The following is a 25,070-nucleotide window of genomic DNA, read 5'->3' as shown; positions in this document are numbered from 1 at the left end:
GACAGCGAGAGGGGCGGCCCGCCGGAGGTTCCGGCGGGCCGCCCCTGCGCCGGGTCACGGCAGGTCGAGCACCTGGGCCCGGCGGTCCGCCGGGTTGAAGTGGTACAGCAGCAGGAGCCGGGAGCCGTCGCCGGGCGCGCGGTGCACGTCGAGCAGGGTGCCGGGGCTCGCCGGGGTGACCATCACGGCCGGACCGGTGAGGCCGGCCCGCACGGTGAGGGCCGGGTGCAGGACGTCCAGCGGGACGGTCGGGCGGGTGCCGCGCAGGCCGATCGCGGAGAAGGAGTCGGCCGGGTCGGGCGTGCCGGGGGCGGCCACGCCGGTCCAGGCCCCGTACCGGACGGTGCTGTGCCCGGGCCCGACGCCGGGCAGGGCGCTCAGCCGAACCGGGAGCACCACCACGTCGCTGTCCAGCAGTTCGGTGTCGGTGTCGCCCCAGCGGGCGTTCAGCGGCTGGACGTCGAGTTCGGCGCCGGTGCGGGCGTCCAGCGCCCGGGAGACCAGGACGTCGCTGCCGCGCAGCCGGTCGGCCTTGAGGACCACGTCGGTGACACCGTCCCCGTCGGTGTCCAGCGACACCCGCACCCCGTACAGCCCGACCGGGGTGGCCGCCGGGGCCCACAGCCGGGCACCCACGTACAGCAGGTCGGAGTCGGCGGCCGCGCCGACGGCCCGCAGGTCCGCGACCCGGTCGCCGGGGTGTTCGACGCAGGGTTCCTGGGACGGTACGGCCGACTCCCCGGCGTCCTCGGGCCGGATGCCCGCGCCGGGGCCGACGGCCTTGCCGTCGCCGAGCCGGCAGTCCGGCCAGCGGGCGCCCTCGCCGCCGAGGGCGAAGGCGCTGACCAGTCCGGGGGCCGCGCCGGGCGCGGCCCGGCCGCCGAGGGTGACCAGGGTGCCGTCCCGGGCGGTCCGGGCGGAGGCGGCGACGCCGAGGTCCCCGGTGGGGCGCGGGGCGGCGAACACCGGGACCCGCAGCTGCGGCAGGGCCCGGTCGGTGACCGGGCTGAACAGCACCCGGCCGGACAGCTCGCCCCGGTAGCTGCGGGCCCGGCCGCCCTGCTCGGTGTCGATGGTCGGATCGGGCACGCGCCCCAGCCGCCCCGGGACGGACAGCGTGACCCGCACCCGCGCGGTGCCGCCGGCCGGCACCTCCACCTGTCCCGGGCTCACCTCGAAGGCGGCGCCCGGCAGTTCGGTGGCGGCCGCGTAGCCGGTGCGGTAACTCAGCGGCGCGGACGAGTGGTTGGTGAGCTCGATCTCGCGGACCAGGGCGGTCGGCCCGCCGACCTCGACCGGCCCGTAGGAGACCCCGACGCCGCCCGGCGCCGCGCCCTCCCCCGCCGCGTAGGCCACCACCGGGGTGCGGACCGCGCCGTCGACCCGGGCCCGCCCGGCGCCGGTGCGCTCGGGCCCGTAGACCGGCCCGCTGTGGTCGTCGCCGAGGTAGGTGTCCGTGCCGGTGTTCATCAGGGCGGCCTTGACCTGCTCGACCGGCCAGTCCGGGTGGGCAGCCCGGACCAGCGCGGCCAGTCCGGCGACGTGCGGGGTGGCCATCGAGGTGCCGTTCTCGCGCTGGCCGCCGGTGCCGCTGCCGACCAGGGCGGACCAGATGGTCTCCCCGGGGGCGGCGAGGTCGGGCTTGACCACGCCGGGCAGGCCGACGCCCCGGGAGGTGAAGTCGGTGAGGGTGTCGACCCGGGCCGGCTGGTTCCGCGCGACCGAGCCGTGCAGCGGGTTGCCGGGCGCGGCGAGCCGCACCTGGACGTCCCCGTCGGCGGCGGCCTTCAACAGCCGTTCACCGTCCGCCCGGCCGAGCAGGACGGCCGGGATCCGGTCGTCGCCGGAGATCTCGGCCAGGTGGTCGGTGTCGGCGGCGTAGAGCGCGCCGATCGCCCCGGCGTCGGCGGCGTGGTCGGCCCGCGGGCCGGAGTTGCAGGCCCGGTCCGGGTCGCGGGTGTTCCAGGTGAGCACCGCGATCCGGCCCTTGAGGCGCTGCTTGTCGGCCTCGCTGAACTCGGTGCAGCCGTCCGCCTGGTCGGCGGGGACGGCGAGCCCGCCGGTCACCTCGGCGGTGGTCCAGCCCCGGTAGCGCTCGCTCCAGTGGCCGGGGACGACCCCGGCCTGCGCGGCGGGGGCGAGCACGGTGATGCCGTCCACGTCGGCGTGCCCGTGCACGGAGGCGGCGACGGTGACCGCCCGCACGGCCGTGCCGGGGCTGCCGCCGATGCCGTACACGTCGCCCTCGTTGCCGGCCGCCGCGACCACCACGGTGCCCAGTTCGGCGAGCCGGTCGACGGCCAGCGCGTCGGCGTCGTCGGGGCTGCCGAAGCGGCTGCCGAGGGACAGGTTGACCACGTCGAGCCGGTCGCCGAGGTCGCCGTCGCCGTTCGGGTCGGCGGCCAGGTCGAGGGCCTGGGCGAGCCGGTCGGTGGAGCCGTCGCAGCCGAACACCCGGATCGCGTACAGCTGCGCGCCGGGGGCGGCGCCGGGGCCGATCCGGAACGAGGCCGGGTCGAGCCCGGGCCGGTAGGGGCCGGCGTACGGGCGGCCGTCGGCGGTGACGCCGTACCCGGCGGCCGTCCCGGCGACGTGGGTGCCGTGCCCGTTGCGCACGCAGTCCAGCGGGTTGTCGCTGGGGTGCGGCACCGGCTGGTGGTTCGGGGCGGCCGGGTCGGGGTTGTAGTCGTCGCCGACCAGGTCCTTGCCGCCGACCACCTTGGCGTTGGGGAACAGCGCGGCCGGGGCGGGCTTGCCGCGCTCGACGGAGCGGAAGGCCTCCTCGGTGCCGGGGCCGCCGAAGTCGGCGTGGGTGTAGTCGATGCCGCTGTCGATGATGCCGATCCGCACGCCCCGGCCGGTGTTCCCGTCCGGCGCGGTGTCCCCGGACCAGACCTGCGGGGCGCCGGTCAGCGGGACGGAGTAGGCGTTGTCGCGCTGCTTGTTCACGATCGGGTGGACGGCCCGGACGCCGGGCAGCGCCCGCAGGGCGGGCAGCCGGTCGGCGGGGAGGCTGACCGCCAGGCCGGTGAGCAGGGTGCGGGTGCGGTAGAGCTCGCGGGCGGCGGGCGCCGACCGGTGGACGGCCCCGGCGAGCCGGTCGAGCGCGTCCCCGGCCCGGGAGCGCTGGGCGGCGCCCGCCCGGGCGGCCTCCCGGCGGACGGCGTCCGGCGAGCGCCGGGCCCGCCGGGCGCCGTCGGCGGCGCTGCGCCAGGCCGGTCCGGCCGCCTCGGTGTCGAGTTCGAGCAGGACGGAGGCCGTCCGGCCCGGCGGTCCCGCGCTGGGCGGTCCGCCCGCGGCCGGGGTGGCGGCGAGCGCCGCGCCGGTGGCCAGCAGGACGAGCGTGAGGCCGATCCGGGCGACCGGTCGGCGGACGGGTGGCAGACGCACTGGTGACTCTCCCCCGGGAGGGGGACTGATCCGCACACCGTGTCGCAGACGCCCGCCCGCGCGGACGTCGATCACCCTTCCGGGGGCCCCAAATTAGGATGATCGCGATGACGGGGGCGAGTGACTTCCCTCGAACGGGTCCCCTTCGCACCCGATGGGGTGACGCGACGTCAGCCCGGTCGGCCCAGTAGTCCGATCAACGCCGATCGACGGCGATCAACGCCGCTCGACGGCGCCGGCCGGCCCCGGCCGCGCTCAGTGCCCGGTGGCGCCGCCGTTGTCCCGGCGGTCCAGCGAGCGCTGCAGCGCGGCGGCGGCGAAGGGGTTCCGCTCGGCGGCCCGGCGGCGGCGCGGGGCGCGGACGGGGGTGGCGGCGGGGGCGGTGGTGGCGTGGCGGTCGGCGGTGGTGGGCATACCGGGCTCCTTGGAAGCGGCGCGCGGGCAAGCGCGGCAGGGGGTGGGAGGGGTACGCGCGGGGGCAGGGATCGCCTGCCCGTGGGGGCGCACGCGCACACGGGCCGCACACCCTGGCTACAGGGGCGGCACACCGTATGGCCCTTCCACGGTACGACCCCGCCCCGGCCGTGTCTGCACGAATACTCGGATTTCCTAGTATCTGAGACGGCGGCCACCCGGGGGGACGCAGCAGGGCCCGGACCGCCGTTGGAACGGCGGTCCGGGCCCTGGTCAGGGCGGTGCGGGGGTCAGCCCAGGTCGACCGAGCGCGCGAAGCGGGCGCCGATCTCGGCGGCGATCGCCGTCAGCACGTCCTGCGGGATCTCGCTGTCCACGGTGATCGAGGCGAGCGCGCTGCCGCCGTCCCGGGCGACCTGCATGCCCGCGATGTTGATGCCCGCGTCACCGAGGTGGCGGCCGAGCACGCCGACCACGCCGGGGCGGTCCTCGTACTTGAAGAAGGCCATGTGGTCGGTGAGCGCCACGTCGACGTCGAAGGTGTCCACGCCGACGATCTTCTGGGCCTGCTTGGGGCCGGCCAGCGTGCCGGAGATGGCGATCTCCTCGCCGTTGCCGAGGGTGCCGCGCACGGTGATCACGTTGCGGTGCTCGGCGCTCTCGCTGGAGGTGGTCAGGCGGACCTCGACACCGCGCTCCTGGGCGAACAGCGGGGCGTTGACGTAGGACACCGTCTCCGCCACGACGTCCTCGAACACGCCCTTGAGCGCGGACAGTTCGAGCACCTTCACGTCGTGCTGGGTGATCTCGCCGCGGACCTCGACGTCCAGCCGGACGGCCACCTCGCCGGCCAGCGCGGTGAAGATCCGGCCGAGCTTCTCGGCCAGCGGCAGGCCCGGGCGCACGTCCTCGGCGATCACGCCGCCCTGGACGTTGACGGCGTCGGGTACCAGCTCGCCGGCCAGTGCCAGGCGCACCGACCTGGCGACCGCGATGCCGGCCTTCTCCTGCGCCTCGTCGGTGGAGGCGCCCAGGTGCGGGGTGGCGACCACGTTGTCGAAGGCGAACAGCGGGGAGTCGGTGCACGGCTCCTTGGCGTAGACGTCCAGGCCCGCGCCGGCCACCCGGCCCTCGCGCAGGGCGGCGGCGAGCGCCTCCTCGTCCACGATGCCGCCGCGGGCGGCGTTGACGATGCGCACGCTCGGCTTGACCTTGTGCAGCGCCTCGTCGCCGATCAGGCCGATCGTCTCGGGGGTCTTGGGTAGGTGGACGGTGATGAAGTCCGAGACCTCCAGCAGCTCCTCCAGCGAGACCAGCTTGACGCCCATCTGGGCGGCCCGGGCGGCCTGGATGTAGGGGTCGTACGCGACGATCTTCATCCCGAACGCGGACATCCGCTGGGCGACCAGCACGCCGATCCGGCCGAGGCCGACCACGCCGAGGGTCTTCTCGCTCAGCTCGACGCCGGTGTACTTGTTGCGCTTCCACTCGCCCTGCTTGAGCGCCGCGTTGGCCGGGGCGATGTTGCGGGCGACGGAGATCAGCAGGCCGCAGGCGAGTTCGGCGGCGGTGACGATGTTGGAGGTCGGCGCGTTCACGACCATCACGCCGGCCTTGGTGGCGGCGGACACGTCCACGTTGTCCAGGCCGACGCCGGCCCGGGCGACGACCTTGAGCTTGCGGGCGGCGGCCAGCGCCTCGGCGTCGACCTTGGTGGCGGAGCGGATCAGGATCGCGTCCACGTCGGCGATCGCGGTGAGCAGCTCGGTGCGGTCGGCGCCGTTGCAGTGGCGGATCTCGAAGTCGGGGCCGAGGGCGTCGACGGTGGCGGGCGAAAGCTCTTCGGCGATCAGAACGACGGCGCTTCTGGATGTCACAGTGCTCACGACAGTGGGTCCTTAACTGTCCGGTTCCCCGGCGCACGTAGGTGGCGTGTGAGGGCGGGGAAGGTGGCATGCCGCGTAAGTAGACGCACGACGCTGTGGGCCTGACGCGCACTCGGAGTGTATCGACGGGCTGGGTGCCCGGCTGCTCCCGTCCGGCGAAATCACCCGGACGAGAGCAGCCGACTTGTACAAGGGCGTTACAAAATGCACCGCCCCGAGGAGGTTCAGGCCTTCTCGTTGACCCAGCTCATCAGCGAGCGCAGCTTCTTGCCGGTGGTCTCCAGCAGGTGGTCCTCGTCGGCCTTCTTGTACTCGTTGTACTTGGGCAGACCGGCCTTGTACTCGGCGATCCAGGTGTTGGCGAAGGTGCCGTCCTGGATCTCGGCCAGGACCTTCTTCATCTCGGCCTTGGTGTCGGCGGTGATGATGCGCGGGCCGGTGACGTAGTCGCCCCACTCGGCGGTCTCGGAGACCGACCACCGCATCTTCTCCAGGCCGCCCTCGTACATCAGGTCGACGATCAGCTTGAGCTCGTGCAGGCACTCGAAGTAGGCGATCTCCGGCTGGTAGCCGGCCTCGACCAGGGTCTCGAACCCGGCCTTCACCAGGGCGGCGGTGCCACCGCAGAGGACGGCCTGCTCGCCGAACAGGTCGGTCTCGGTCTCCTCGGTGAAGGTGGTCTTGATGACGCCGGCCTTGGTGGCGCCCAGGCCCTTGGCGTAGGACAGCGCGAGGGCGAAGGCGTTGCCCGAGGCGTCCTGCTCGACCGCGACGATGGCGGGGACGCCGCGGCCCTCCTCGTACTGGCGGCGGACCAGGTGGCCCGGGCCCTTCGGGGCGACCATGCAGACGTCGACGTCCGCCGGGGGCTTGATGAAGCCGAAGCGGATGTTCAGGCCGTGGCCGAAGAACAGGGCGTCGCCCGCCTTGAGGTGCGGCGCGATGTCGGCCTCGTAGACGTCGGCCTGGATCGGGTCCGGCACCAGGATCATGATGACGTCGGCCTCGGCGGCGGCCTCGGCGGGGGTGACCACGCGCAGCCCGGCCTCCTCGGCCTTGGCGCGGGACTTGGACTCCGGCTTGAGGCCGACCCGGACGTCGGCGCCGGAGTCGCGCAGGGACAGCGCGTGGGCGTGGCCCTGGCTGCCGTAGCCGATGACCGCGACCTTGCGGCCCTGGATGATGGACAGGTCGGCGTCGTCTTCGTAGAACAGCTCGGCCACGGGGGCACATCTCCTTGCGTGTGGGTGCCGGGTACGCGGTTTCCTACCGTATGCGCACCCGGCGCGGTGCGGTCGTTTTACTTCAGAAGGTGAGACAGCGCTGGGGTCAGGCGCTGCGGTCGAGGGCGCGCAGCGAGCGGTCCGTGATGGAACGCGCGCCGCGGCCGATGGCGACCAGGCCGGACTGGACCAACTCCTTGATGCCGTAAGGCTCCAGCATCCGGAGCATGGCCTCCAGCTTGTCCGAGCTGCCGGTGGCCTCGATGGTCACCGCCTCCGGCGACACGTCGACGGTCTTGGCACGGAACAGCTGGACGATCTCGACGATCTGCGACCGGGTCTCGTTGTCGGCGCGGACCTTCACCAGGACCAGTTCCCGCTGGATCGCAGCGGCCTGGTCGAGTTCGACGATCTTTATCACGTTCACGAGCTTGTTGAGCTGCTTGGTGACCTGTTCCAGCGGGAGGTCCTCGACGTTGACCACGATCGTCATCCGGGACACGTCCGGGTGCTCGGTCGGGCCGACGGCGAGGGAGTCGATGTTGAAGCCCCGACGGGAGAACAGCGCGGCGATGCGGGCGAGCACGCCGGGCTTGTTCTCGACCAGGACGGAGAGGGTGTGCTTGGACATGTGGTTCCTCAGTCGTTCTGGAGGGTTTCGGGGCGGTCAGTCGAGATCGTCGCCGAAGTCGGGCCGGACGCCCTTGGCGAACTGGATCTCGTCGTTGCTGGTGCCGGCCGCGACCATCGGCCACACCATGGCGTCCTGGTGGACGATGAAGTCGATGACCACCGGGCGGTCGTTGATCTCCATCGCCTGACGGATCACCGCGTCGAGGTCCTCGGGGCGCTCGCAGCGCAGGCCGACGCAGCCCATCGCCTCGGACAGCAGGACGAAGTCGGGGATCCGGGTGCCCTGGGCCGGCGGCTCGATGCCGTCGTGCTCCGGGCCGGAGTGCAGCACGGTGTTGGAGTAGCGCTGGTTGTAGAACAGCGTCTGCCACTGCCGGACCATGCCCAGCGAGCCGTTGTTGATGACCGCGACCTTGATCGGGATGTCGTTCAGGGCGCAGGTGACCAGCTCCTGGTTGGTCATCTGGAAGCAGCCGTCGCCGTCGATGGCCCAGACCGCCGACTCCGGGCGGCCCGCCTTGGCGCCCATCGCCGCCGGGACGGCGTAGCCCATGGTGCCGGCGCCGCCGGAGTTGAGCCAGGTGCCGGGCTTCTCGAAGCGGATGTACTGCGAGCTCCACATCTGGTGCTGGCCGACGCCCGCCGCGTAGATCGCCTCCGGGCCGACCAGTTGGCCGATCCGCTCGATGACCTGCTGCGGGGAGAGCTGGCCGTCCGGGGCCGGCTCGAAGCCCAGCGGGTAGGTCTTCTTCCACTCGTCGAGCTTCTCCCACCACTCGGCGTAGTCGCCCTTGTGGCCGGCGTCGAACTCGGCCTGGACGGCGACGATCAGGTCGGCCAGCACCTCGCGGGCGTCGCCGACGATCGGCACGTCCGCCGGGCGGTTCTTGCCGATCTCGGCCGGGTCGATGTCCGCGTGCACGATCTTGGCGTACGGGGCGAAGCTGTCCAGCTTGCCGGTGACCCGGTCGTCGAAGCGGGCGCCGAGGGTGAACAGCAGGTCCGACTTCTGCAGCGCGGTGACGGCCGGGACGGAGCCGTGCATGCCGGGCATGCCCAGGTGCTGCGGGTGGCTGTCCGGGAAGGCGCCGAGCGCCATCAGGGTGGTGACGACCGGGGCGCCGGTCAGCTCGGCGAGGATCCGCAGCTCGGCGGTGGCGTTCGCCTTGAGCACGCCGCCGCCGACGTAGAGCACCGGGCGCTTGCTGGCGACCAGCAGCTTCGCGGCCTCGCGGATCTGCTTGGCGTGCGGCTTGGTGACCGGGCGGTAGCCGGGCAGCGCGGTCTCGACCGGCCAGCGGAAGGTGGTGGTGGCCTGGAGGGCGTCCTTGGCGATGTCGACCAGGACCGGGCCGGGGCGGCCGGTGGCGGCGATGTGGAAGGCCTCGGCGATCACCCGGGGGATCTCGGCCGGGTCGGTGACCAGGTAGTTGTGCTTGGTGATCGGCATCGTGATGCCGCAGATGTCCGCCTCCTGGAAGGCGTCGGTGCCGATCGCCTTGGAGGCGACCTGGCCGGTGATGGCGACGATCGGCACGGAGTCCATGTACGCGTCGGCGATCGGGGTGACCAGGTTGGTGGCACCGGGGCCGGAGGTGGCCATGCAGACCCCGACCCGGCCGGTGGCCTGGGCGTAGCCGGTGGCGGCGTGACCGGCGCCCTGCTCGTGCCGGACCAGGATGTGGCGCACCTTGACCGAGTCCATCAGCGGGTCGTACGCGGGAAGGATGGCCCCGCCCGGGATGCCGAAGACGGTGTCGGCGCCCACGGCCTCGAGCGAGCGGATGAGCGACTGGGCGCCGGTCATGGTCTCGACGACGTGCTGGGGAGCCTGGGCGGCCGGGGTGTCCCCGCGGCGGGGGGATGCGGCGTGCTCGGTCATCTGCCTGTCTCTTCTCGGGTTTTGCCGGCCCGGTGCTGCGGGCCCCGGTGCTGCGAGGGTGGGGTCCCGGTCCGGGCCGATCGCCGGCTCTGCCTCAATCGTCCCGCCGATTCCGACAAGTCGGACGCTTCGGGGCGGTCGGGGCCAGGGGTCTTGCGGTGGGAACAGCGTCAGTGCAACAAAAAACCCCTCGTGCCCAAGGGCATGCGAGGGGTGGCGCGTCGGTCTGTCACGAGCGGGGCGTGCGAGCCCACTCAGCCGACGCGCCCGCCAAGTACGAGAATTCGGGTGCGCATGGCAACGACCTTCCTCCCGTCCGGGGTGGCGTGTCAAGCAGGTGGGATGACCGTCTCGCCATGCGGACCGGCTCCCGGACCGGCCACGGCCCGGTGTTCGGGCAGGTCGGGGGCCCCGTGGTGAGGTACGACACGTCCTCCCTGGGCGTCCGTGCGGCCACTCGTCCGGGTGTCCGGGGCGAGGTGGGCGCGGCGGGCGGAGAGCGGGCCGAGCGGCTTGGGCAGCGGATAGCCGCGGCGGGCCAGCGCCCGGCGCAGCCGGGTCTCGTCCAGCGGCGGGGCGAAGGCCGAGCCCTGGCCCAGCCGGCAGCCCAGCTCCTGGAGGACGGCGACCTGCCGGGGCAGGTCCACCCCCTCGGCGGCGGTGGCCATCCCGAGGTCCCGGCCGAGCCGCAGGGCGTGCCCGGCCAGGGTGCGGCTGAGCGCGGACTCGCCCAGGTCCTGGACCAGCGTGCGGTCCAGCTTGAGCCCGTCCAGCGGCAGTCTGCCGAGCGCCCCCAGCGAGCCGCTGCCCGCTCCGTAGCCGGCCAGCCAGGTGGAGACGCCGAGTCCGCGCAGCGCGGCCAGCCGGCGGCCGAGCTCGTCCGCGAGCTGGTCCGGGCCCATCCGGGCCACCTCGATCACCAGCTCGCCGGCCGGCAGCCCGCTGTCGCGCAGCGCCGCGGCCACCGTCTCGTACAGGCCGGGCGAGCAGAGCCGCTCGACCGAGAGCCGGACGGCCACCGGGACGGGCGCCGGGGCGCCGGGGCGCCGGCCGGCCGGGTCGCGGCGGTCGGCCGCGGCCGCCACCGCCTCGTGCACCAGCCAGCGGGAGAAGCGGGTCGCCGCGTCGCCGTGCTCGGTCGAGCGCATGAACTCGGCCGGGGTGAGCAGCAGCCCGCCCGCCGAACGCCAGCGGGCCTGGGCCTCGACGGCGGTCACCGCGCCGCTGGCGAGGTCCACCACGGGCTGGTGGAGCAGGGTGAAGCCGCCCTCCCGGACGGCCACCCGCAGCCGTTCCTCCAGCTCGGTGCGGCGTTCCAGGTCGGCCCGCATCGCGGGGGCGTAGAGCACCACCCGGCCCTTGCCCTCGGACTTGGCCCGGTACATCGCCAGGTCGGCGTTGCGCATCAGCTCGTCGGCGGCGGCCCTGGGGTCGGCGGCCGGGCCGCGTTCGGGGGTGCCGAAGGCGATGCCGATGCTGGCGGCGACGCCGAGTTCGACGCCGCCGATCCAGTACGGCTCGGACAGCGCGACCCGCAGCCGCTCGGCCAGTTCCTGGACCTGGAGCCGGCCGAGCGGGCCGCAGACCAGCGCGGCGAACTCGTCGCCGCCGAACCGGGCCACGGTGTCCCCGCAGCGGACGGCGCCCTGCAGCCGGCGGGCGGCCTGCACCAGCAGTTCGTCGCCGACCTGGTGGCCGGCGGTGTCGTTGACCGCCTTGAAGCCGTCCAGGTCGAGGAAGAGCACCGCGACGCCGGCGCCCGTCCCGCCCTGCTGGCCGCGGGTGCCGAGGGCGCCGCGCAGCCGCTGGGTGAACAGCGCCCGGTTGGGCAGGTCGGTGAGCGGGTCGTGGAAGGCGTTGTGCTGCAACTGGGCCTGGAGCATGACGCGTTCGGTGACGTCCCGGCTGTTCAGCAGCAGCCCGTCGCGGTGCCGGCTGACGGTCGACTCGACGTGCAGCCACTCCCCGATCCCGGAGCTGATCCGGCACTCCACCCGGGCCGAGGGCTCGACCGTGCCCGGGGTGCGGTGGGCGGCGAGGCGCACCCGCGCGAGGTAGCGGCGGACCTCGGCGAGCACCCGGTCCACGTCCTCGGGGTGGACCAGGTCCAGCAGGTTGCCGCCGACCAGTTCCTCCGGATCCCGCCCGTAGACGCCCAGCGCCGCCGGGGAGACGTACGAGAGCACGCCGTTGGCCCCGGCGATCATGATGACGTCGCTGGACCCCTGCACCAGGGAGCGGAAGTGCGACTCCTTGTGGGCGAGCTCCTGGGCCAGCGAGAGGTTGTCGAGCAGCATGACGCCCTGCCTGAGGATCAGTGCCAGCCCGACGGTGCACGCGGCCGCGGCCACCACGCGGTCCAACTGCCGCCCGCCGAGGGCGTTGTAGAGGATTCCGGCGGTGCACACCGCGGCGGCCGCGTACGGCGTGAGCGCACTGAACGTGGTGGCCACCCGGCGGCGCGGCAGACCGCCGGCCGAGGGGTGCTCGCGCAGCGGGCGGCGCCAGCGCGACGACCACGGCGCCCAGGCGAGCAGCAGGCTGCCGGAGAACCAGCCGGCGTCCAGCAGTTCGCCGGAGTGGTAGTTGCTGTGCAGCTCGGGGGAGGTGAACAGGGCGTCGCAGATGACCGTGACGGCGAGCGCGAGCATCGCGGTGTGCACCGCCGCCCGGTTGCCGTCCCGGCCGCCGAAGCGCAGCCCCACCACCAGGCTGACCAGCAGGATGTCCAGCACCGGGTAGGCCAGGTTGAGGGCCAGCCGCAGCGGGGAGCCGGCCTCGCCGGCCGCGATCCGGCCGAGCGCCAGGCTCCAGCTGAGGGTGAACAGCGAGCCGGCGATCAGCCAGCCGTCGAGCAGCAGGCACAGCCAGCCGGCCGCCGTCCGCGGGTGCTGGGCGAGCACCAGCACGCCGGTGATGGCGAGCGGGGCGAACAGCAGGAAGGCGTACGGGGCGAGCGAGTCCTGCGGCAGCGCGGTGCGCACCACCACCTCGTACCAGCCCCAGGTGCCGTTGCCGAAGGCCACCATGAGCGAGGAGAGGCCGAACAGCAGCCAGGCCGGGCGGGCGTGGCCGGCGACCGTGCAGCCGTACACCAGGCAGGACAGCGCGGCCGCCAGGGCCGCCGCGGCGAGCCCGAAGTCGCCCATGAAGGAGGCGAGTTGGCTGGATCCCCAGTTGGTGGCGGCGCCCAGCGCATAGGCCAGGCAGAGCGCACCGAGGACCAGTCCGGGCAGCGAGCGGCTCTCCCGGAGCCGGCCCAGCGGGCCGCGTCCGACCGGCCCCGGCGGCTCGGGCTCGGACGTGTCGGCGGGCGGTACGCCCGGTCGTCCGGATCCGGGCAGCACCGTATCGGTGGAGCTCACTCGGCCTCTCCCCCTCCGGCCCGGGGCCTGGCGCCCCGGCCACGGACCACCGGCCGCGCACCTCTCGACCGTACGCGGTGGCCTGGCGCCCCGTCGGGACGGCGGCCCAGGGGGTGGGCGGCCGTCCGGCCACCGCACCGCACCGATGCTCCCGTTCGGGACCCTACACCAATTCCGTCACTCAATGACACGCACACTCAACTTAGAGTAATGGCGACAGAGCGGGGAAAGGCACCCCATTCCGACCGATCGGCCCGGTTGGCGGCGGCGCGCGGACAGGGGCTCACGCGGCGCGCACGGGAGCACGCGACGGCGCCCGCCCACCCCGGCGGCACCGGTCGCCGACCGTCCGGACACGGCCGGCGACCTGCGGGTTCACCGCCCCGAGGGGGCCAGGTCGTCGGGGAACAGACGCAACCGGTGGGCCAGCGCGGCGGCCTCGCCGCGACCGCCGACCTCCAGCTTGCCCAGGATGTTGGACACGTGCACGCTTGCGGTCTTCGGAGAGATGTACAGCTCCTCGGCGATCTGCCGGTTGGTCCAGCCCCGGGCGAGCAACCGGAGCACGTCCCGCTCACGGGGGGTGAGCCCGAAGGAGTCCCCGACCGCCGGGGCCGGTCCGCCCGCGGCGGCCGGGCGTTCCACCGGGGCCAGGGTGAGCCCCGCGCGCTCCGCCAGCGCGGTGACCTGCGCCCCGAGCGGCCGGTCCCCCCGGGCGTCCGCCAGTTCGCCCGCCTCGCGCAGCAGTTCGGTCGCGGCCTCGCGCCGCCCCGCCCGTACCTGGGCCTCGGCGCCGCGCAGCAGGGCGAGCGCCAGCGGGTAGGGCAGGCCGGTCGCCCGCAGCTCGGTGGCCGCCTGCGCCCAGTGCTCGGCCGTGTCGGCGGCCGCGGCCCGGGCCAGCTCGGCCTCCAGCAGCCGGGCCCAGCCGTGGTGCAGCGGCGACTGGGGCCGCAGCTGGGTGGCCGCGGCGGCGATCGCGGTCAGCGCCTCGGCCCGGCCGGCCGCGGTCTCCGGCACGCCCAGGCTGTCCGCCTCCACTCCGGCGGCCTCCACCAGCAGCGGGTAGACGTCGGACTCGTAACCGAGCCGCCCCTCCTCCGCGAGCGCGGCGAGCAGTTCCGCCCGGGCGTCCAGCGGCCGCCCGGTGTGCGCGGCGATCCGCACCGCCAGCCGGCTGATCGGCACGCTGTGCTGCGCCTGGCCGGTCCGGTTGGCGGACCGGGCCTGGGCCAGCATGGTCGCCGCGGTCGCGAGGTCGCCCCGCAGCATGGCGAGGTCGCCGCGCATCCGGTCCAGGAACTCCGCGTGCGAGCCGGGCAGCCCGATCAGCTCGCTGGCGTCGAGCAGCTCCTCCGCCTCCCGCACCTGCCCGAGGTCGGCGAGCGCCTCCACCAGGTTGCCCGTCAGGATGTTGCCGATGTTGCGCTGCAGCCCGTTGCCGTCCGCGAACTCCAGCCCCTCCCGGGCCAGTCGGACGGCCTCCTCGGCCCGGCCCAGTCCGCGCTGCATGCTGGCCAGGTTGTTGATGCCGCGCAGCAGGAGGTCAGGAATGCCCAGCGCCCGGGCCCGCTCGACCGCGGCCGTCAGCTCGGCCAGCCCGCCCTCGGCGTCGCCCAGCAGGTCGTAGCGCAGGCTGCCGAGGGTCATCCGGGCGTGCACCTCGACCGAGTGGGCGCCGACCTGCCGGGCGATCCCGATCGCCCGCTCGGCCAGCTCCAGGTGTTCGGGGCGGGGCCCCCGGACCACCGACACGCCCGCGGCCAGGGCGAACACCTCGGCCTGGGTCGCGGACGGCGGCAGGTGCTCCACCAGCCGGTGGGCGCGGGTGATCTCCTCGTCGTCCCCGGAGCGGCGCAGGTTGCCCAGCATCCGGGCCCGGTTGATCCGGAACCAGGCCGCGCGCACCGGGTGCTCGGCCTCGTCGACCAGCCGGATGCCGCGCTTGGCCAGGCTCAGCCCGCGCTCGCGGTCGCCGCAGCGCCGGGCCGCGACCACCGCCTCGGCCAGCACGTCGACCAGTTGGATCCGGTCGCAGTCCGCGTCCGCGGGGCTGTGGTCGCAGGCGCCGGGCGGGTAGGTCTCGGCCCAGTCGTACGGGCGCAGGGTGTGCGCCAGAACGTCCTCGGAGACCAGGTCCCACAGCTCCAACGCCCGCTCCAGCATGCCGAGTTGCTCGGCGAAGGCATTGCGGCGGCGGGCCGCGCGGGCGGCGTCCAGGGCGGTCGGCAGGGCCCGGGCCGGGTCGTGGGCGTGGTACCAGTAGTTGGCCAGCCGGGCGGGCAGCGCGTCCGCCGGGACGAGCTGCGGCCGGGCCTCCACGGCGAGTGCGAACCTGCGGTTGATCCGGTGCCGTTCGCCGGGCAGCAGGTCGTCCGAGACGGCCTCGCGGACCAGCGCGTGCCGGAACCGGTAGCCCTCGCCCTCGCTGTCCGGGCGCAGGATGTTGGCGCCGACGGCCGCCCGCAGCGCCTCGATCAACGCCTCCTCGTCGTCGGCCAGGACGGCGGCCAGCAGGGCGTGTTCGACGTGCGAGCCGCCCTCGGCGGCGATCCGCACCACCTTCTGGGCCTCCTCGTCCAGGCTCTCCACCCGGACCAGCAGGATGTCGCGCAGCGAGTCGGTCAGACCGGCGCCGCAGCCGTCCTCGAAGGCGGTGGCCAGTTCCTCGACGAAGAACGGGTTCCCCTCCGAGCGGCGCAGGATCCGGTCCACCAGCTGGCGGTCGGGGGCGCCGGTGCCGAGGATGCCGGCCAGCTGGGCCGCGACCTCGCGGCGGCCGAACCGCTCCAGCTCCAGGCGCTGCACGGTGCGCAGCCGCTCCAGCTCGGCCAGGAAGGGGCGCAGCGGGTGGCGGCGGTGCAGGTCGTCGGTGCGGTAGGTGGCGACCAGCAGCACCCGGGAGCGGTGCAGGGTGCGCACCAGGAAGGCGAGCAGCTCGCGGGTGGAGCGGTCGGACCAGTGCAGGTCCTCCACCGCGAGCACGAGGGTACGTTCCGCGCCGAACCGTTCGAACAGTCTTGCGGTGTGCTCGAACAGTCGGGCCCGGCCGTACTCGTCGTTGGGTTCGCCGTCCCCCTCGCCGAACTCGGAGAGCAGCCGGGCGAGATGGCCCTCGCTGCCGGCCGCGGCCGCCTCGAACTCGGTGCCCAGCGAGCGGTGCAGCCGACGCAGCGCGGCGGCCAGCGGGGCGTAGGGCAGGCCCTCGGCGCCGACCTCCAGACAGCTGCCGAGCGTGGTGACCGCTCCCCCGTCGGCGGCCCGCTGCAGGAACTCCTCCAGCAGCCGGGTCTTGCCGATCCCGGCCTCGCCGCCGATCAGCACGGCCTGCGGGCTGCCGCTGCCCGCCCGGCGCAGCGCGTCGGTCAGTTCGGTGATCTCGCTGCCGCGGCCGACGAAGACGGGACTCACCGATATCTGCTGCATGGAGGCGAGCATGCCATAGCCGGAGCCACTGGTGAGAGGGGTTATCTCGCGGGGCGAACGCCCGGAGGGGGAGGCGCTCACCCGCGGCGCCTCCCCCTCCGGAACTGCATCGGCACCGTCCTGGTGCCGGGTCGTCAGCATTCCGTCTGACGCACGGGGCGCCGCTGGAAGCGGGCGGCCACCGGACGGCGGCGCAGCCGGGCGACCTGCCTGGCCTCGCGGACCAGACGCTCGTGCTCGGCGCGGGCTTCGAGCTCGTGGGCCTGCTGCTGGATGAGCTGGTACTCGATCACTTCGGGTTCCCCCTGGGGTTTCACCTTCGTTTCCCTGACATGTAAGAGCTTCCTCCCCCAGTGGGGGGTGCCACATCGGGAGCGTGCCCCATCTTCCGAAGGCCGAGTGCCTTAGATTCGGCGCCAGAAAAGGTTTAAGGCCCCGCCTCACCTAGATACGTAGGTGAGACGGGGCCTTAGGCCTTACTTAGAGGGCCTTAGATGCCTTAGGTGCCTTAGGAAGGCGGGCTTGACGACCTAGGAACCCATGAATGACTCAGCCGGAGACGCCGAGCCGCTCCAGACTGTGCCTACTGGCCTTCCACGCCGAGCCGCTCCAGGATGAGGTCCTTGACCCGGGCCGCGTCCGCCTGGCCACGGGTGGCCTTCATGACCGCGCCGACCAGCGCGCCCACGGCGGCGACCTTGCCGTCGCGGATCTTGGCGGCGATCGCCTCGTTCTCGGCGATGGCCTGGTCGACCGCGGCGCCCAGCGCGGAGTCGTCCGAGACCACGGCCAGGCCGCGCTTCTCGACGACCTCGTCCGGCTCGCCCTCGCCGGCCAGCACGGCCTCGATGACCTGGCGGGCCAGCTTGTCGTTCAGCTTGCCCTCGGCGACCAGCGCGGTGACCCGGGCGACCTGCGCCGGGGTGATCGGCTGCTCGCTCAGCTCGGTGCCGGTCTCGTTGGCGCGACGGGCCAGCTCGCCCATCCACCACTTGCGGGCCTGGTCGGCGGGGGCGCCGGCCGCGATGGTCTCCTGGATCGGCTCCACCGCACCGGCGTTGAGCACCGACTGCATGTCCTTGTCGGACAGGCCCCACTCGGCCTGCAGCCGGGCGCGCCGCACCCGCGGCAGCTCCGGAAGCCCGGCCCGCAGCTCCTCGACCCACTCCCGGGCGGGGGCCACCGGCACCAGGTCCGGCTCGGGGAAGTAGCGGTAGTCCTCGGCGTTGTCCTTGATCCGGCCCGAGGTGGTGGTGCCGTCGTCCTCGTGGAAGTGGCGGGTCTCCTGGACGATGGTGCCGCCGTCGGTCAGCACGGTGGCGTGCCGCTGGATCTCGAACCGGGCGGCCCGCTCCACGCTGCGCAGGGAGTTGACGTTCTTGGTCTCCGAGCGGGTGCCGAAGGTCTCGGTGCCGTTCGGGCGCAGCGACAGGTTGACGTCGCAGCGCATCTGGCCCTTGTCCATCCGGGCCTCGGAGACGCCCAGCGCCTTGATCAGCTCGCGCAGCTCGGCCACGTACGCCTTGGCGACCTCGGGGGCGCGCTCGCCGGCGCCGACGATCGGCTTGGTGACGATCTCGATCAGCGGGATGCCGGCCCGGTTGTAGTCGAGCAGCGAGTGGGTGGCCCCGTGGATGCGACCGGTGGCGCCGCCGACGTGGCTGGACTTGCCGGTGTCCTCCTCCATGTGGGCGCGCTCGATCTCCACCCGGAAGGTCGAGCCGTCCTCCAGCTGCACGTCGAGGTAGCCGTTGAAGGCGATCGGCTCGTCGTACTGCGAGGTCTGGAAGTTCTTGGGCATGTCCGGGTAGAAGTAGTTCTTCCGCGCGAACCGGCACCACTCGGCGATCTCGCAGTTCAGCGCCAGGCCGATCTTGACGGCCGACTCCACGCCGACCGCGTTGACCACCGGGAGCGAGCCCGGCAGGCCCAGGCAGGTCGGGCAGGTCTGGCTGTTCGGCTCGGCGCCCAGCTCGGTCGAGCAACCGCAGAACATCTTGGTCTTGGTACCCAGCTCGACGTGGACCTCAAGGCCCATCACCGGGTCGTACGACGCGAGAGCGTCCTCGTAGGAGACCAGGTTCATGACGCTCACAGCGTCCCTTCTCACTTGAAGCTTGGGAGGTACGGGCCCGGCCGCCGCGTCGCGCGGGGCCGGGCCGGGGCGTCAGCCCAGCAGTACGTCGTCGGAGGCGAGCTGACGCAGCTCGCGCACCAGCAGGGCGGTGCCGGTGATCAGCGCGGCGGCGCCGACCAGGGCGTTGACCAGCTTGAGGGTGTCGCTCTCCTCGCGCGCCTTGCGGACGTCCTTGACCACGGAGACCGCACCGAACGCGCTGGTGCCGATGGACAGCCACAGGCCGGGCTTGCTGTGCTTCCACCCCTTGAGGGAGCTCGGGGCCTTGGCCTTCTCGATCTTGCTCACAGTGCCGGTACCTCCTCCAGCAGGGTGTGCCCCCACTTGTCGTTGAGTGCGGCCTCGACGGCGCCGCCCACGCGGTACAGGCGGTCGTCCGCCATCGCGGGAGCGATGATCTGCAGGCCGACCGGGAGATTGTCCTCCGGCGCCAGGCCGACCGGCAGCGACATGGCCGCGTTGCCCGCCAGGTTGGACGGGATCGTGCACAGGTCGGCCAGGTACATCGCCATCGGGTCGTCGGCGCGCTCGCCGATCGGGAAGGCGGTGGTCGGCGTGGTCGGCGAGACCAGCACGTCCACACCGGCGAAGGCGGCGTCGAAGTCCCGCGAGATGAGCGTGCGGACCTTCTGGGCCGAGCCGTAGTAGGCGTCGTAGTAGCCCGAGGAGAGGGCGTAGGTGCCCAGGATGATGCGGCGCTTGACCTCGTCGCCGAAGCCGGCCTCGCGGGTCAGCGCGGTGACCTCCTCGGCCGAGCGCGAGCCGTCGTCGCCGACCCGCAGGCCGTAGCGCATGGCGTCGAAGCGGGCCAGGTTGGAGGAGCACTCCGACGGCGCGATCAGGTAGTACGCCGGCAGCGCCAGGGTGAACGACGGGCAGGACACCTCGACGACCTCGGCGCCCAGCTCGCGCAGCAGCTCCACCGACTCGGCGAAGCGCTGCATCACGCCGGCCTGGTAGCCCTCGCCCGCGAACTCCTTGACGACGCCGATCCGCATGCCGCGGATGTCGCGCATCTTCGCGGCCTCGACCACGGCCGGGACGGGCGCGTCGATCGAGGTGGAGTCCAGCGGGTCGTGACCGGCGATGGCCTCGTGCAGCAGGGCCGCGTCCAGCACCGTACGGGCGCACGGGCCGCCCTGGTCCAGGCTGCTGGAGAAGGCGACCAGGCCGTAGCGGGACACCGAGCCGTAGGTCGGCTTGACGCCGACGGTGCCGGTGACGGCGCCGGGCTGGCGGATCGAGCCGCCGGTGTCGGTGCCGATCGCCAGCGGGGCCTCGAAGGCGGCCAGCGCGGCGGCCGAACCGCCGCCGGAGCCGCCGGGGATGCGGGTGAGGTCCCACGGGTTGCCGGTCGGACCGTAGGCCGAGTTCTCGGTGGAGGAGCCCATCGCGAACTCGTCCATGTTGGTCTTGCCGAGGATGACCACACCGGCGTCCTTGAGACGGGTGGTCAGGGTGGCGTCGTAGGGCGGGATCCAGCCCTCGAGCATCTTGGACCCACAGGTGGTCGGGATGCCCTTGGTGGTGAAGACGTCCTTGAGCGCGAGCGGGACGCCGGCCAGCGGGCCCAGCTCCTCGCCCTTGGCGCGCTTGTCGTCGACGGCCTTGGCGGCGGCCAGCGCGCCCTCGGTGTCGACGTGCAGGAAGGCGTTGACCTTCTTGTCGACGGCCTCGATGCGGTCCAGGTGCGCCTGGGCGACCTCGACGGCGGAGACCTCACCCTTGGCGATGGCGCCCGCGGTCTCGGCCGCGGTGTACTTGATCAGCTCGGTCATCTCGCTCAGTCCTCCCCGAGGATCTGCGGCACACGGAAACGCTGCTCCTCGGCGGCGGGGGCGCCGGACAGCGCCTGCTCCGGGGTCAGCGACGGCCGCACCTCGTCCGCGCGCATGACGTTGGTCAGCGGCAGCGGGTGGGAGGTCGGCGGGACGTCCTGTCCGGCGACCTCGGAAACGCGGGCGACCGCGCCGATGATCACGTCGAGCTGCTCGGCGAAGTGGTCCAGCTCTTCGGGCTTCAGCTCAAGACGCGACAGCCGGGCGAGGTGGGCGACCTCCTCGCGCGTGATGCCAGGCATGCAGCGATCCTCAGGGTGAGTTCTGGTGAGACCCGGCGACGCCTGCGCGGTGCCGGGCCCGGGCAGGAGCAGCCGGGTTCGGCGCTCCGTCCTCGTGGTCTTTGGACCCCATCCTATGGGGCCCGGCCCGGCCACCGGCCAACGAGTGGAGCCGCGGCCCCGTTACCGCCCCCGTCGCCCCCGTCACCCCTGCGGCTACTGCGGCCCGGTCCGGGCCCAACCCTGCGCGCCCGGCGTCTGGAAGCCGACCTGCGCGGCGGGCAGCGCCTGGCCGCGCTGCCCGGCCTGCAGGGCGGGCGGCAGCACCGGCGGGAGGGTCGGCGGCAGCACCGGGGGCAACGTGGCCGGCCGGTCGGCCGGCTTGACCGCGGCGGACCGGTCGACCGGCTTGATGATCGACGGGAGCTGCGGCGGGGCGCCGAGGCGCTCCACCGTCGGGGCACCGGTGGTGCGGTGCACCCGCAGCCAGGCGGTGGCCTGCTCGGCGGGCAGGGCCGCGGACACCAGCCAGCCCTGGACGGCGTCCACGCCCATGCAGTGCAGCCGCTCCCAGGTCTCGTCGTCCTCGACGCCCTCGGCGACCACGGTCAGGCCGAGCGAGTGGGCCAGCTCGACCGAGCAGCGGACCACCGCCGCGTCGTGGTCGTCGGCGACCATCCGGGAGACGAAGGAGCGGTCGATCTTGAGCTCGCCGACCGGCAGGCTGCGCAGCCGCACCAGCGAGGAGTGCCCGGTGCCGAAGTCGTCCAGGGACATCCCGACGCCGTAGCCGCGCAGCTCCGCCAGGGTGTCGGCGGCGCGCCGGGAGTCGTCCAGCAGCAGCCGCTCGGTGATCTCCAGCTGGAGCGCGTGGGCCGGCACCTGGTGGCGGACCAGGTGCCCGGCGACGCGCTGGGCGAAGCCGGGGTTGAGCACGTCGCGCGGCGAGACGTTGACCGCGACCTGCACCTGGAGGCCCTGGTCGCGCCAGTAGGCGAGCTGGCCGACCGCCGCCTCCAGCACGTAGTCGGTGAGCCGGGGCATCAGTCCGCTGGACTCGGCGAGCCCGACGAACTCGTCCGGGGAGACCTTCCCCTGCCCCGGGCGCTCCCAGCGCAGCAGCGCCTCCAGGCCGACCACCCGGCCGTCGAAGGCCACCTTCGGCTGGTAGTGCAGCTGCACCTCACCGGTCTCCAGGGCCCGGCGCAGGTCCCCGAGCAGGCCGATCCGGTACGGGGTGTCGGCGTCCTGGGTCTCGTCGTACTGGGCGACCCCGCTGCACTCGCGCTGGGCGTGGCCCATCGCCACGTCGGCGCGGCGCAGCAGCGACTCGGCGTCCTGGGCGCCCTGCGGGTAGACGCAGACGCCGGCGCTGGCCTCCAGCACCAGCAGCAGGCCGTCCAGCCGGATCGGCGCGGCGAGTTCGGCGATCAGGGCCTTGGCGACCCGCTCCAGGCTGTCGGGGCAGTTGATGCCGGGGAGCAGGACGGCGAACTCGTCGCCGCCCATCCGGGCCACCATGGGGCGTCCGCGCCGGTAGTGCCGGGGCAGACCGGCGAAGACGTCGTCGATGGACTCCCGGGTGGCGCTGCCGGCCGGGCCGCCGGAGCGCAGCGCCCGATGGAGCCGGCGGGCGATGTGAACCAGGAGGCGGTCACCGGCCGTATGACCAAGTGTGTCGTTGAGTGATCGGAAGCGGTCGAGGTCAAGCAGGATGAGACCGACGCTGTAACCCTCCTCGCGCTCGACGATGGCCTCCTGGGCGGCCAGCAGTAAGGCCTGACGGTTGGGCAGATCCGTCAGGGGATCGGTCAGCTGGTCGCGGGCCCGGTCCCGGGCGATCCGCCAGGCCGCCACCAGGACGGCCAGCGGTACCGCGAACAGTGGCAGCAGTTCGGGTTCGAACCGGTAGACCAGGACGGCCAGCGGGATGAGCGGCGCGGCTCCGGCCAGCAGCACGCCGAGCAGCAGGACCGCACCTGCCACCCCCTGCGGCGGGCGTGTGGGCGCGCCGCCGGTCGAACGATCCATAAGCCCTGTCCTCCGTCGGGCCCGCCCCGTCAGGCCGCCTTACGGTGAGGCACCGTGCCGGTACCGACAGCTGCCGGGCATGGAGCGACCCCGAGGAGCACCGGCTCAGCCGGTGCCCCCACCCCTGCTGACACTCTGTTGCGCTCCAGGGTATGCCGGGGTCTCCCCGGTGGGCAGACTTTCGGACAACCGGAAACGCGCCACCGCGCCCGGGTGCCGCACAGTGACACAATGCCCGCTTTCACTGGACGGCACCCGGTGACGCCGCATCAGGACGATAACAACCCGGATCCGGCCGGCGGCCGCTCGGGTCCGCCCGGGCTCAGCCCTCCGCGGGTGCCTCGACGGCCGCCTCCGCCCCCGCGGGCTCCGGAAGTCCCAGGTGGGCACGGGCGGCAGACGGTCCGTCGGCGAGCAGCACCGCGAAGCCGGCGTCGTCCAGGACCGGCAGGCCGAGCTGAACTGCCTTGTCATACTTGGACCCGGGATTGTCACCGGCGACCACGAAGTCGGTCTTCTTCGAAACCGAACCGGTCACCTTCGCTCCACGCGAGGTCAGCGCCTCCTTGGCGCCGTCCCGGGTGTGGCCGGCCAGCGTCCCGGTGACGACCACGGTCAGGCCCTCCAGCGGACGCTCCGCCTCCTCCTCGTCCGCGAACTCCTCGACGAAGCGGACCCCGGCGGCCCGCCACTTCTCCAGGATCTCCCGGTGCCACTCCTCCTCGAACCACTCCCGGATCGAGCGGGCGATGGTCGGTCCCACGCCCTCGACCGCCGCCAACTCCTCCTCGGTGGCCGAGAAGACCCGGTCCAGGTCACGGAACTCACGCGCCAGCTCCTGCGCCGCCACCGGACCCACGTGCCGGATCGACAGGCCGTTCAGGAAGCGCCAGAGCGGACGGTCCTTCGCCGCCTCCAGGTTGTCCAGCAGGGTCTGCAGCGACTTCTTCGGCTCGCCCTTGGTCGTGGCGAAGAAGAAGACCTCCTTCTCCTTGCCCGTCCGGTCGTCCAGCTTGGGCATGCCGGTCTTCTGGTCGCGCACCAGCACCTTGATCGGCAGCAGCTGCTCCGCCGTCAGCCCGAAGACGTCCCCCTCGTTGTGCACCGGGGCCTCGGCCGGCTCCAGCGGCTGGGTCAGCGCGGTGGCCGCGACGTAGCCCAGACCCTCGACGTCCAGGCAGGAGCGCCCGCCGAGGAAGGCGATCCGCTCCCGGATCTGGGCCGGGCAGTGCTGGGCGTTGGGGCAGCGCAGGTCGATGTCCCCCTCGGACATCGGGCGCAGTTCGGTGCCGCACTCCGGGCAGTGCGAGGGCATCACGAAGGCCTGCTCGGTGCCGTCCCGCAGGTCGTAGACCGGGCCGAGGATCTCCGGGATGACGTCACCGGCCTTGCGCAGCACCACGGTGTCCCCGAGCAGGACGTCCTTGGCCTTGACCACGTCCTGGTTGTGCAGCGTCGCGTACTGCACCATCGAGCCGGCCACCTTCACCGGCTCGGCCAGCACCGCGTACGGGGTGGCCCGGCCGGTGCGCCCGATGCCGACCTTGATCTCGGCCAGCTTGCCGGTGACCTCCTCCGGCGGGTACTTCCAGGCGATCGCCCAGCGCGGGGACTTGGAGGTGGCGCCGAGCCGGCCCTGGAGGGCGATCTCGTCCACCTTGACCACGACGCCGTCGATCTCGTGCTCGACCGAGTGCCGCTGCTCGCCGAAGTGCTTGATGAAGGCCCGCACCTCGGCCAGCGTGCCGACCACCTTGTTGTGCCGGGCGGTGGGCAGGCCCCAGTCGTGCAGCAACTGGTAGGCGTGCGACTGGTTGTCGATGTCGAAGCCGACCCGGGCGCCGATGCCGTGCACCACCATGTGCAGCGGGCGGGAGGCGGTGACGTGCGGATCCTTCTGGCGCAGCGAACCGGCGGCGGCGTTGCGGGGGTTCATGAACAGCCGGATCATCGCCCGGGGCCGCTTGCCCTCCTTGGCGCGCTCCTCGTTCTCCTGCCGGCGGCGCTCGTTCTCCGCCGCGAACGAGGCGTTGAGCGCGTCGAACTCCTCGGTCGGGAAGTAGACCTCGCCGCGGATCTCCACCAGCTCGGGGACGTTCTCGCCCTTGAGCCGGTGCGGGATCTCCTTGATGGTGCGGACGTTGGCGGTGATGTCCTCGCCGACCCGGCCGTCGCCGCGGGTCGCCGCCTGCACCAACTGGCCGTTCTCGTAGGTGAGGTTGACGGCCAGGCCGTCCACCTTGAGCTCGCACAGGTAGTGGTACTCGATGCCGTGCAGCTCGGTGGCGACGCGGTCCGCCCAGGCGCCGAGCTCCTCGTCGTCCATCGCGTTGTCCAGGCTGAGCAGCCGCTCGCGGTGCTCGACGGCGGCGAACAGCGCGGTGGGGGCGCCGCCGACCCGCTGGGTCGGCGACTCCGGCGTCACCAGGGCCGGGTGCTCGGCCTCCAGCTCCTCCAGCTCGCGCATCAGCGCGTCGAACTCGGCGTCGCTGACGACCGGCGCGTCCTGCTCGTAGTACCGGGCGCGGTGGTCGGTGATCTCCTGCGCCAGCTCGGCGTGCCGCCGGCGCACCTCCGCCGGGACGTCCTCCCAGCCCTCGACAGCCGTCACCGCAAGCCCTCCTACG

At 73.4% G+C, this 25,070-nt stretch carries 15 protein-coding genes; all 15 read right to left on the bottom strand.

Going from position 1 to position 25,070, the window contains the following annotated elements:
• Positions 1-54 precede the first annotated feature (54 nt).
• A complete protein-coding gene (locus AB0F71_RS14820) occupies positions 55-3,390 on the bottom strand; it encodes a S8 family serine peptidase (protein WP_360233013.1) in 3,336 nt (1,111 codons plus the stop codon).
• 255 nt (positions 3,391-3,645) lie between these two features.
• Positions 3,646-3,804, bottom strand: coding sequence for a hypothetical protein (locus AB0F71_RS14815; protein WP_360233010.1), 159 nt, complete (start codon positions 3,802-3,804; stop codon positions 3,646-3,648).
• A 290-nt stretch (positions 3,805-4,094) separates the two neighbouring features.
• Positions 4,095-5,690 carry a phosphoglycerate dehydrogenase gene (gene serA / locus AB0F71_RS14810; RefSeq protein WP_360233007.1) on the bottom strand — a complete coding sequence of 532 codons (1,596 nt, stop codon included), beginning with the start codon at positions 5,688-5,690 and terminating at the stop codon, positions 4,095-4,097.
• A gap of 224 nt (positions 5,691-5,914) precedes the next feature.
• The gene (gene ilvC / locus AB0F71_RS14805; RefSeq protein WP_360233004.1) at positions 5,915-6,913 is read right to left on the bottom strand and encodes a ketol-acid reductoisomerase; all 999 of its coding nucleotides are present in this window, start codon (positions 6,911-6,913) and stop codon (positions 5,915-5,917) included.
• 106 nt (positions 6,914-7,019) lie between these two features.
• Positions 7,020-7,544, bottom strand: coding sequence for an acetolactate synthase small subunit (ilvN, locus tag AB0F71_RS14800; protein WP_097236150.1), 525 nt, complete (start codon positions 7,542-7,544; stop codon positions 7,020-7,022).
• Between the two features lie 36 nt (positions 7,545-7,580).
• On the bottom strand, positions 7,581-9,428 hold the full coding sequence (locus AB0F71_RS14795; RefSeq protein ID WP_360233001.1) for an acetolactate synthase large subunit: 1,848 nt from the start codon (positions 9,426-9,428) through the stop codon (positions 7,581-7,583).
• A gap of 329 nt (positions 9,429-9,757) precedes the next feature.
• Positions 9,758-12,691, bottom strand: coding sequence for an EAL domain-containing protein (locus tag AB0F71_RS14790; protein ID WP_360233271.1), 2,934 nt, complete (start codon positions 12,689-12,691; stop codon positions 9,758-9,760).
• A gap of 477 nt (positions 12,692-13,168) precedes the next feature.
• Positions 13,169-16,216 (bottom strand): AAA family ATPase, encoded by a 3,048-nt coding sequence (locus AB0F71_RS14785; RefSeq protein WP_360232998.1) that lies wholly within the window; start codon positions 16,214-16,216, stop codon positions 13,169-13,171.
• 134 nt (positions 16,217-16,350) lie between these two features.
• Entirely contained in the window at positions 16,351-16,509 is a 159-nt protein-coding gene (locus tag AB0F71_RS14780; RefSeq protein ID WP_360232995.1) for a hypothetical protein, read from the bottom strand.
• A gap of 290 nt (positions 16,510-16,799) precedes the next feature.
• Positions 16,800-18,311: an Asp-tRNA(Asn)/Glu-tRNA(Gln) amidotransferase subunit GatB gene (gene gatB / locus AB0F71_RS14775; protein WP_360232992.1), complete on the bottom strand. Its 1,512-nt coding sequence runs from the start codon at positions 18,309-18,311 to the stop codon at positions 16,800-16,802.
• 72 nt (positions 18,312-18,383) lie between these two features.
• The gene (locus tag AB0F71_RS14770; protein ID WP_360232989.1) at positions 18,384-18,641 is read right to left on the bottom strand and encodes a hypothetical protein; all 258 of its coding nucleotides are present in this window, start codon (positions 18,639-18,641) and stop codon (positions 18,384-18,386) included.
• Complete coding sequence (gene gatA / locus AB0F71_RS14765) at positions 18,638-20,131, bottom strand: Asp-tRNA(Asn)/Glu-tRNA(Gln) amidotransferase subunit GatA (RefSeq protein WP_360232986.1); 1,494 nt, start codon at positions 20,129-20,131, stop codon at positions 18,638-18,640. Before gatA ends, AB0F71_RS14770 begins: the two co-directional genes overlap by 4 nt.
• A 5-nt stretch (positions 20,132-20,136) precedes the next feature.
• Complete coding sequence (gene gatC, locus AB0F71_RS14760; protein ID WP_030057414.1) at positions 20,137-20,433, bottom strand: Asp-tRNA(Asn)/Glu-tRNA(Gln) amidotransferase subunit GatC; 297 nt, start codon at positions 20,431-20,433, stop codon at positions 20,137-20,139.
• A gap of 195 nt (positions 20,434-20,628) precedes the next feature.
• Complete coding sequence (locus tag AB0F71_RS14755) at positions 20,629-22,443, bottom strand: bifunctional diguanylate cyclase/phosphodiesterase (protein WP_360232983.1); 1,815 nt, start codon at positions 22,441-22,443, stop codon at positions 20,629-20,631.
• Positions 22,444-22,765: 322 nt separating this feature from the next.
• Positions 22,766-25,054, bottom strand: a complete 2,289-nt coding sequence (gene ligA / locus AB0F71_RS14750; RefSeq protein WP_360232980.1) for an NAD-dependent DNA ligase LigA — start codon at positions 25,052-25,054, stop codon at positions 22,766-22,768.
• Between the last annotated feature and the right edge of the window lie 16 nt (positions 25,055-25,070).

The organism is Kitasatospora sp. NPDC028055 (assembly GCF_040637885.1).
Lineage (GTDB): Bacteria > Actinomycetota > Actinomycetes > Streptomycetales > Streptomycetaceae > Kitasatospora.
Note: the sequence above shows the minus strand (reverse complement) of the source record. Positions and strands in the feature narration are given on the sequence as shown.

Coding starts and splice junctions, on each gene's coding strand:
- AB0F71_RS14755 (WP_360232983.1), bottom strand. CDS start 22,443: ATGGATCGTTCGACCGGCGGCGCGCCCACACGCCCGCCGCAGGGGGTG.
- gatC (WP_030057414.1), bottom strand. CDS start 20,433: ATGCCTGGCATCACGCGCGAGGAGGTCGCCCACCTCGCCCGGCTGTCG.
- AB0F71_RS14795 (WP_360233001.1), bottom strand. CDS start 9,428: ATGACCGAGCACGCCGCATCCCCCCGCCGCGGGGACACCCCGGCCGCC.
- gatA (WP_360232986.1), bottom strand. CDS start 20,131: ATGACCGAGCTGATCAAGTACACCGCGGCCGAGACCGCGGGCGCCATC.
- AB0F71_RS14815 (WP_360233010.1), bottom strand. CDS start 3,804: ATGCCCACCACCGCCGACCGCCACGCCACCACCGCCCCCGCCGCCACC.
- ilvN (WP_097236150.1), bottom strand. CDS start 7,544: ATGTCCAAGCACACCCTCTCCGTCCTGGTCGAGAACAAGCCCGGCGTG.
- AB0F71_RS14785 (WP_360232998.1), bottom strand. CDS start 16,216: ATGCAGCAGATATCGGTGAGTCCCGTCTTCGTCGGCCGCGGCAGCGAG.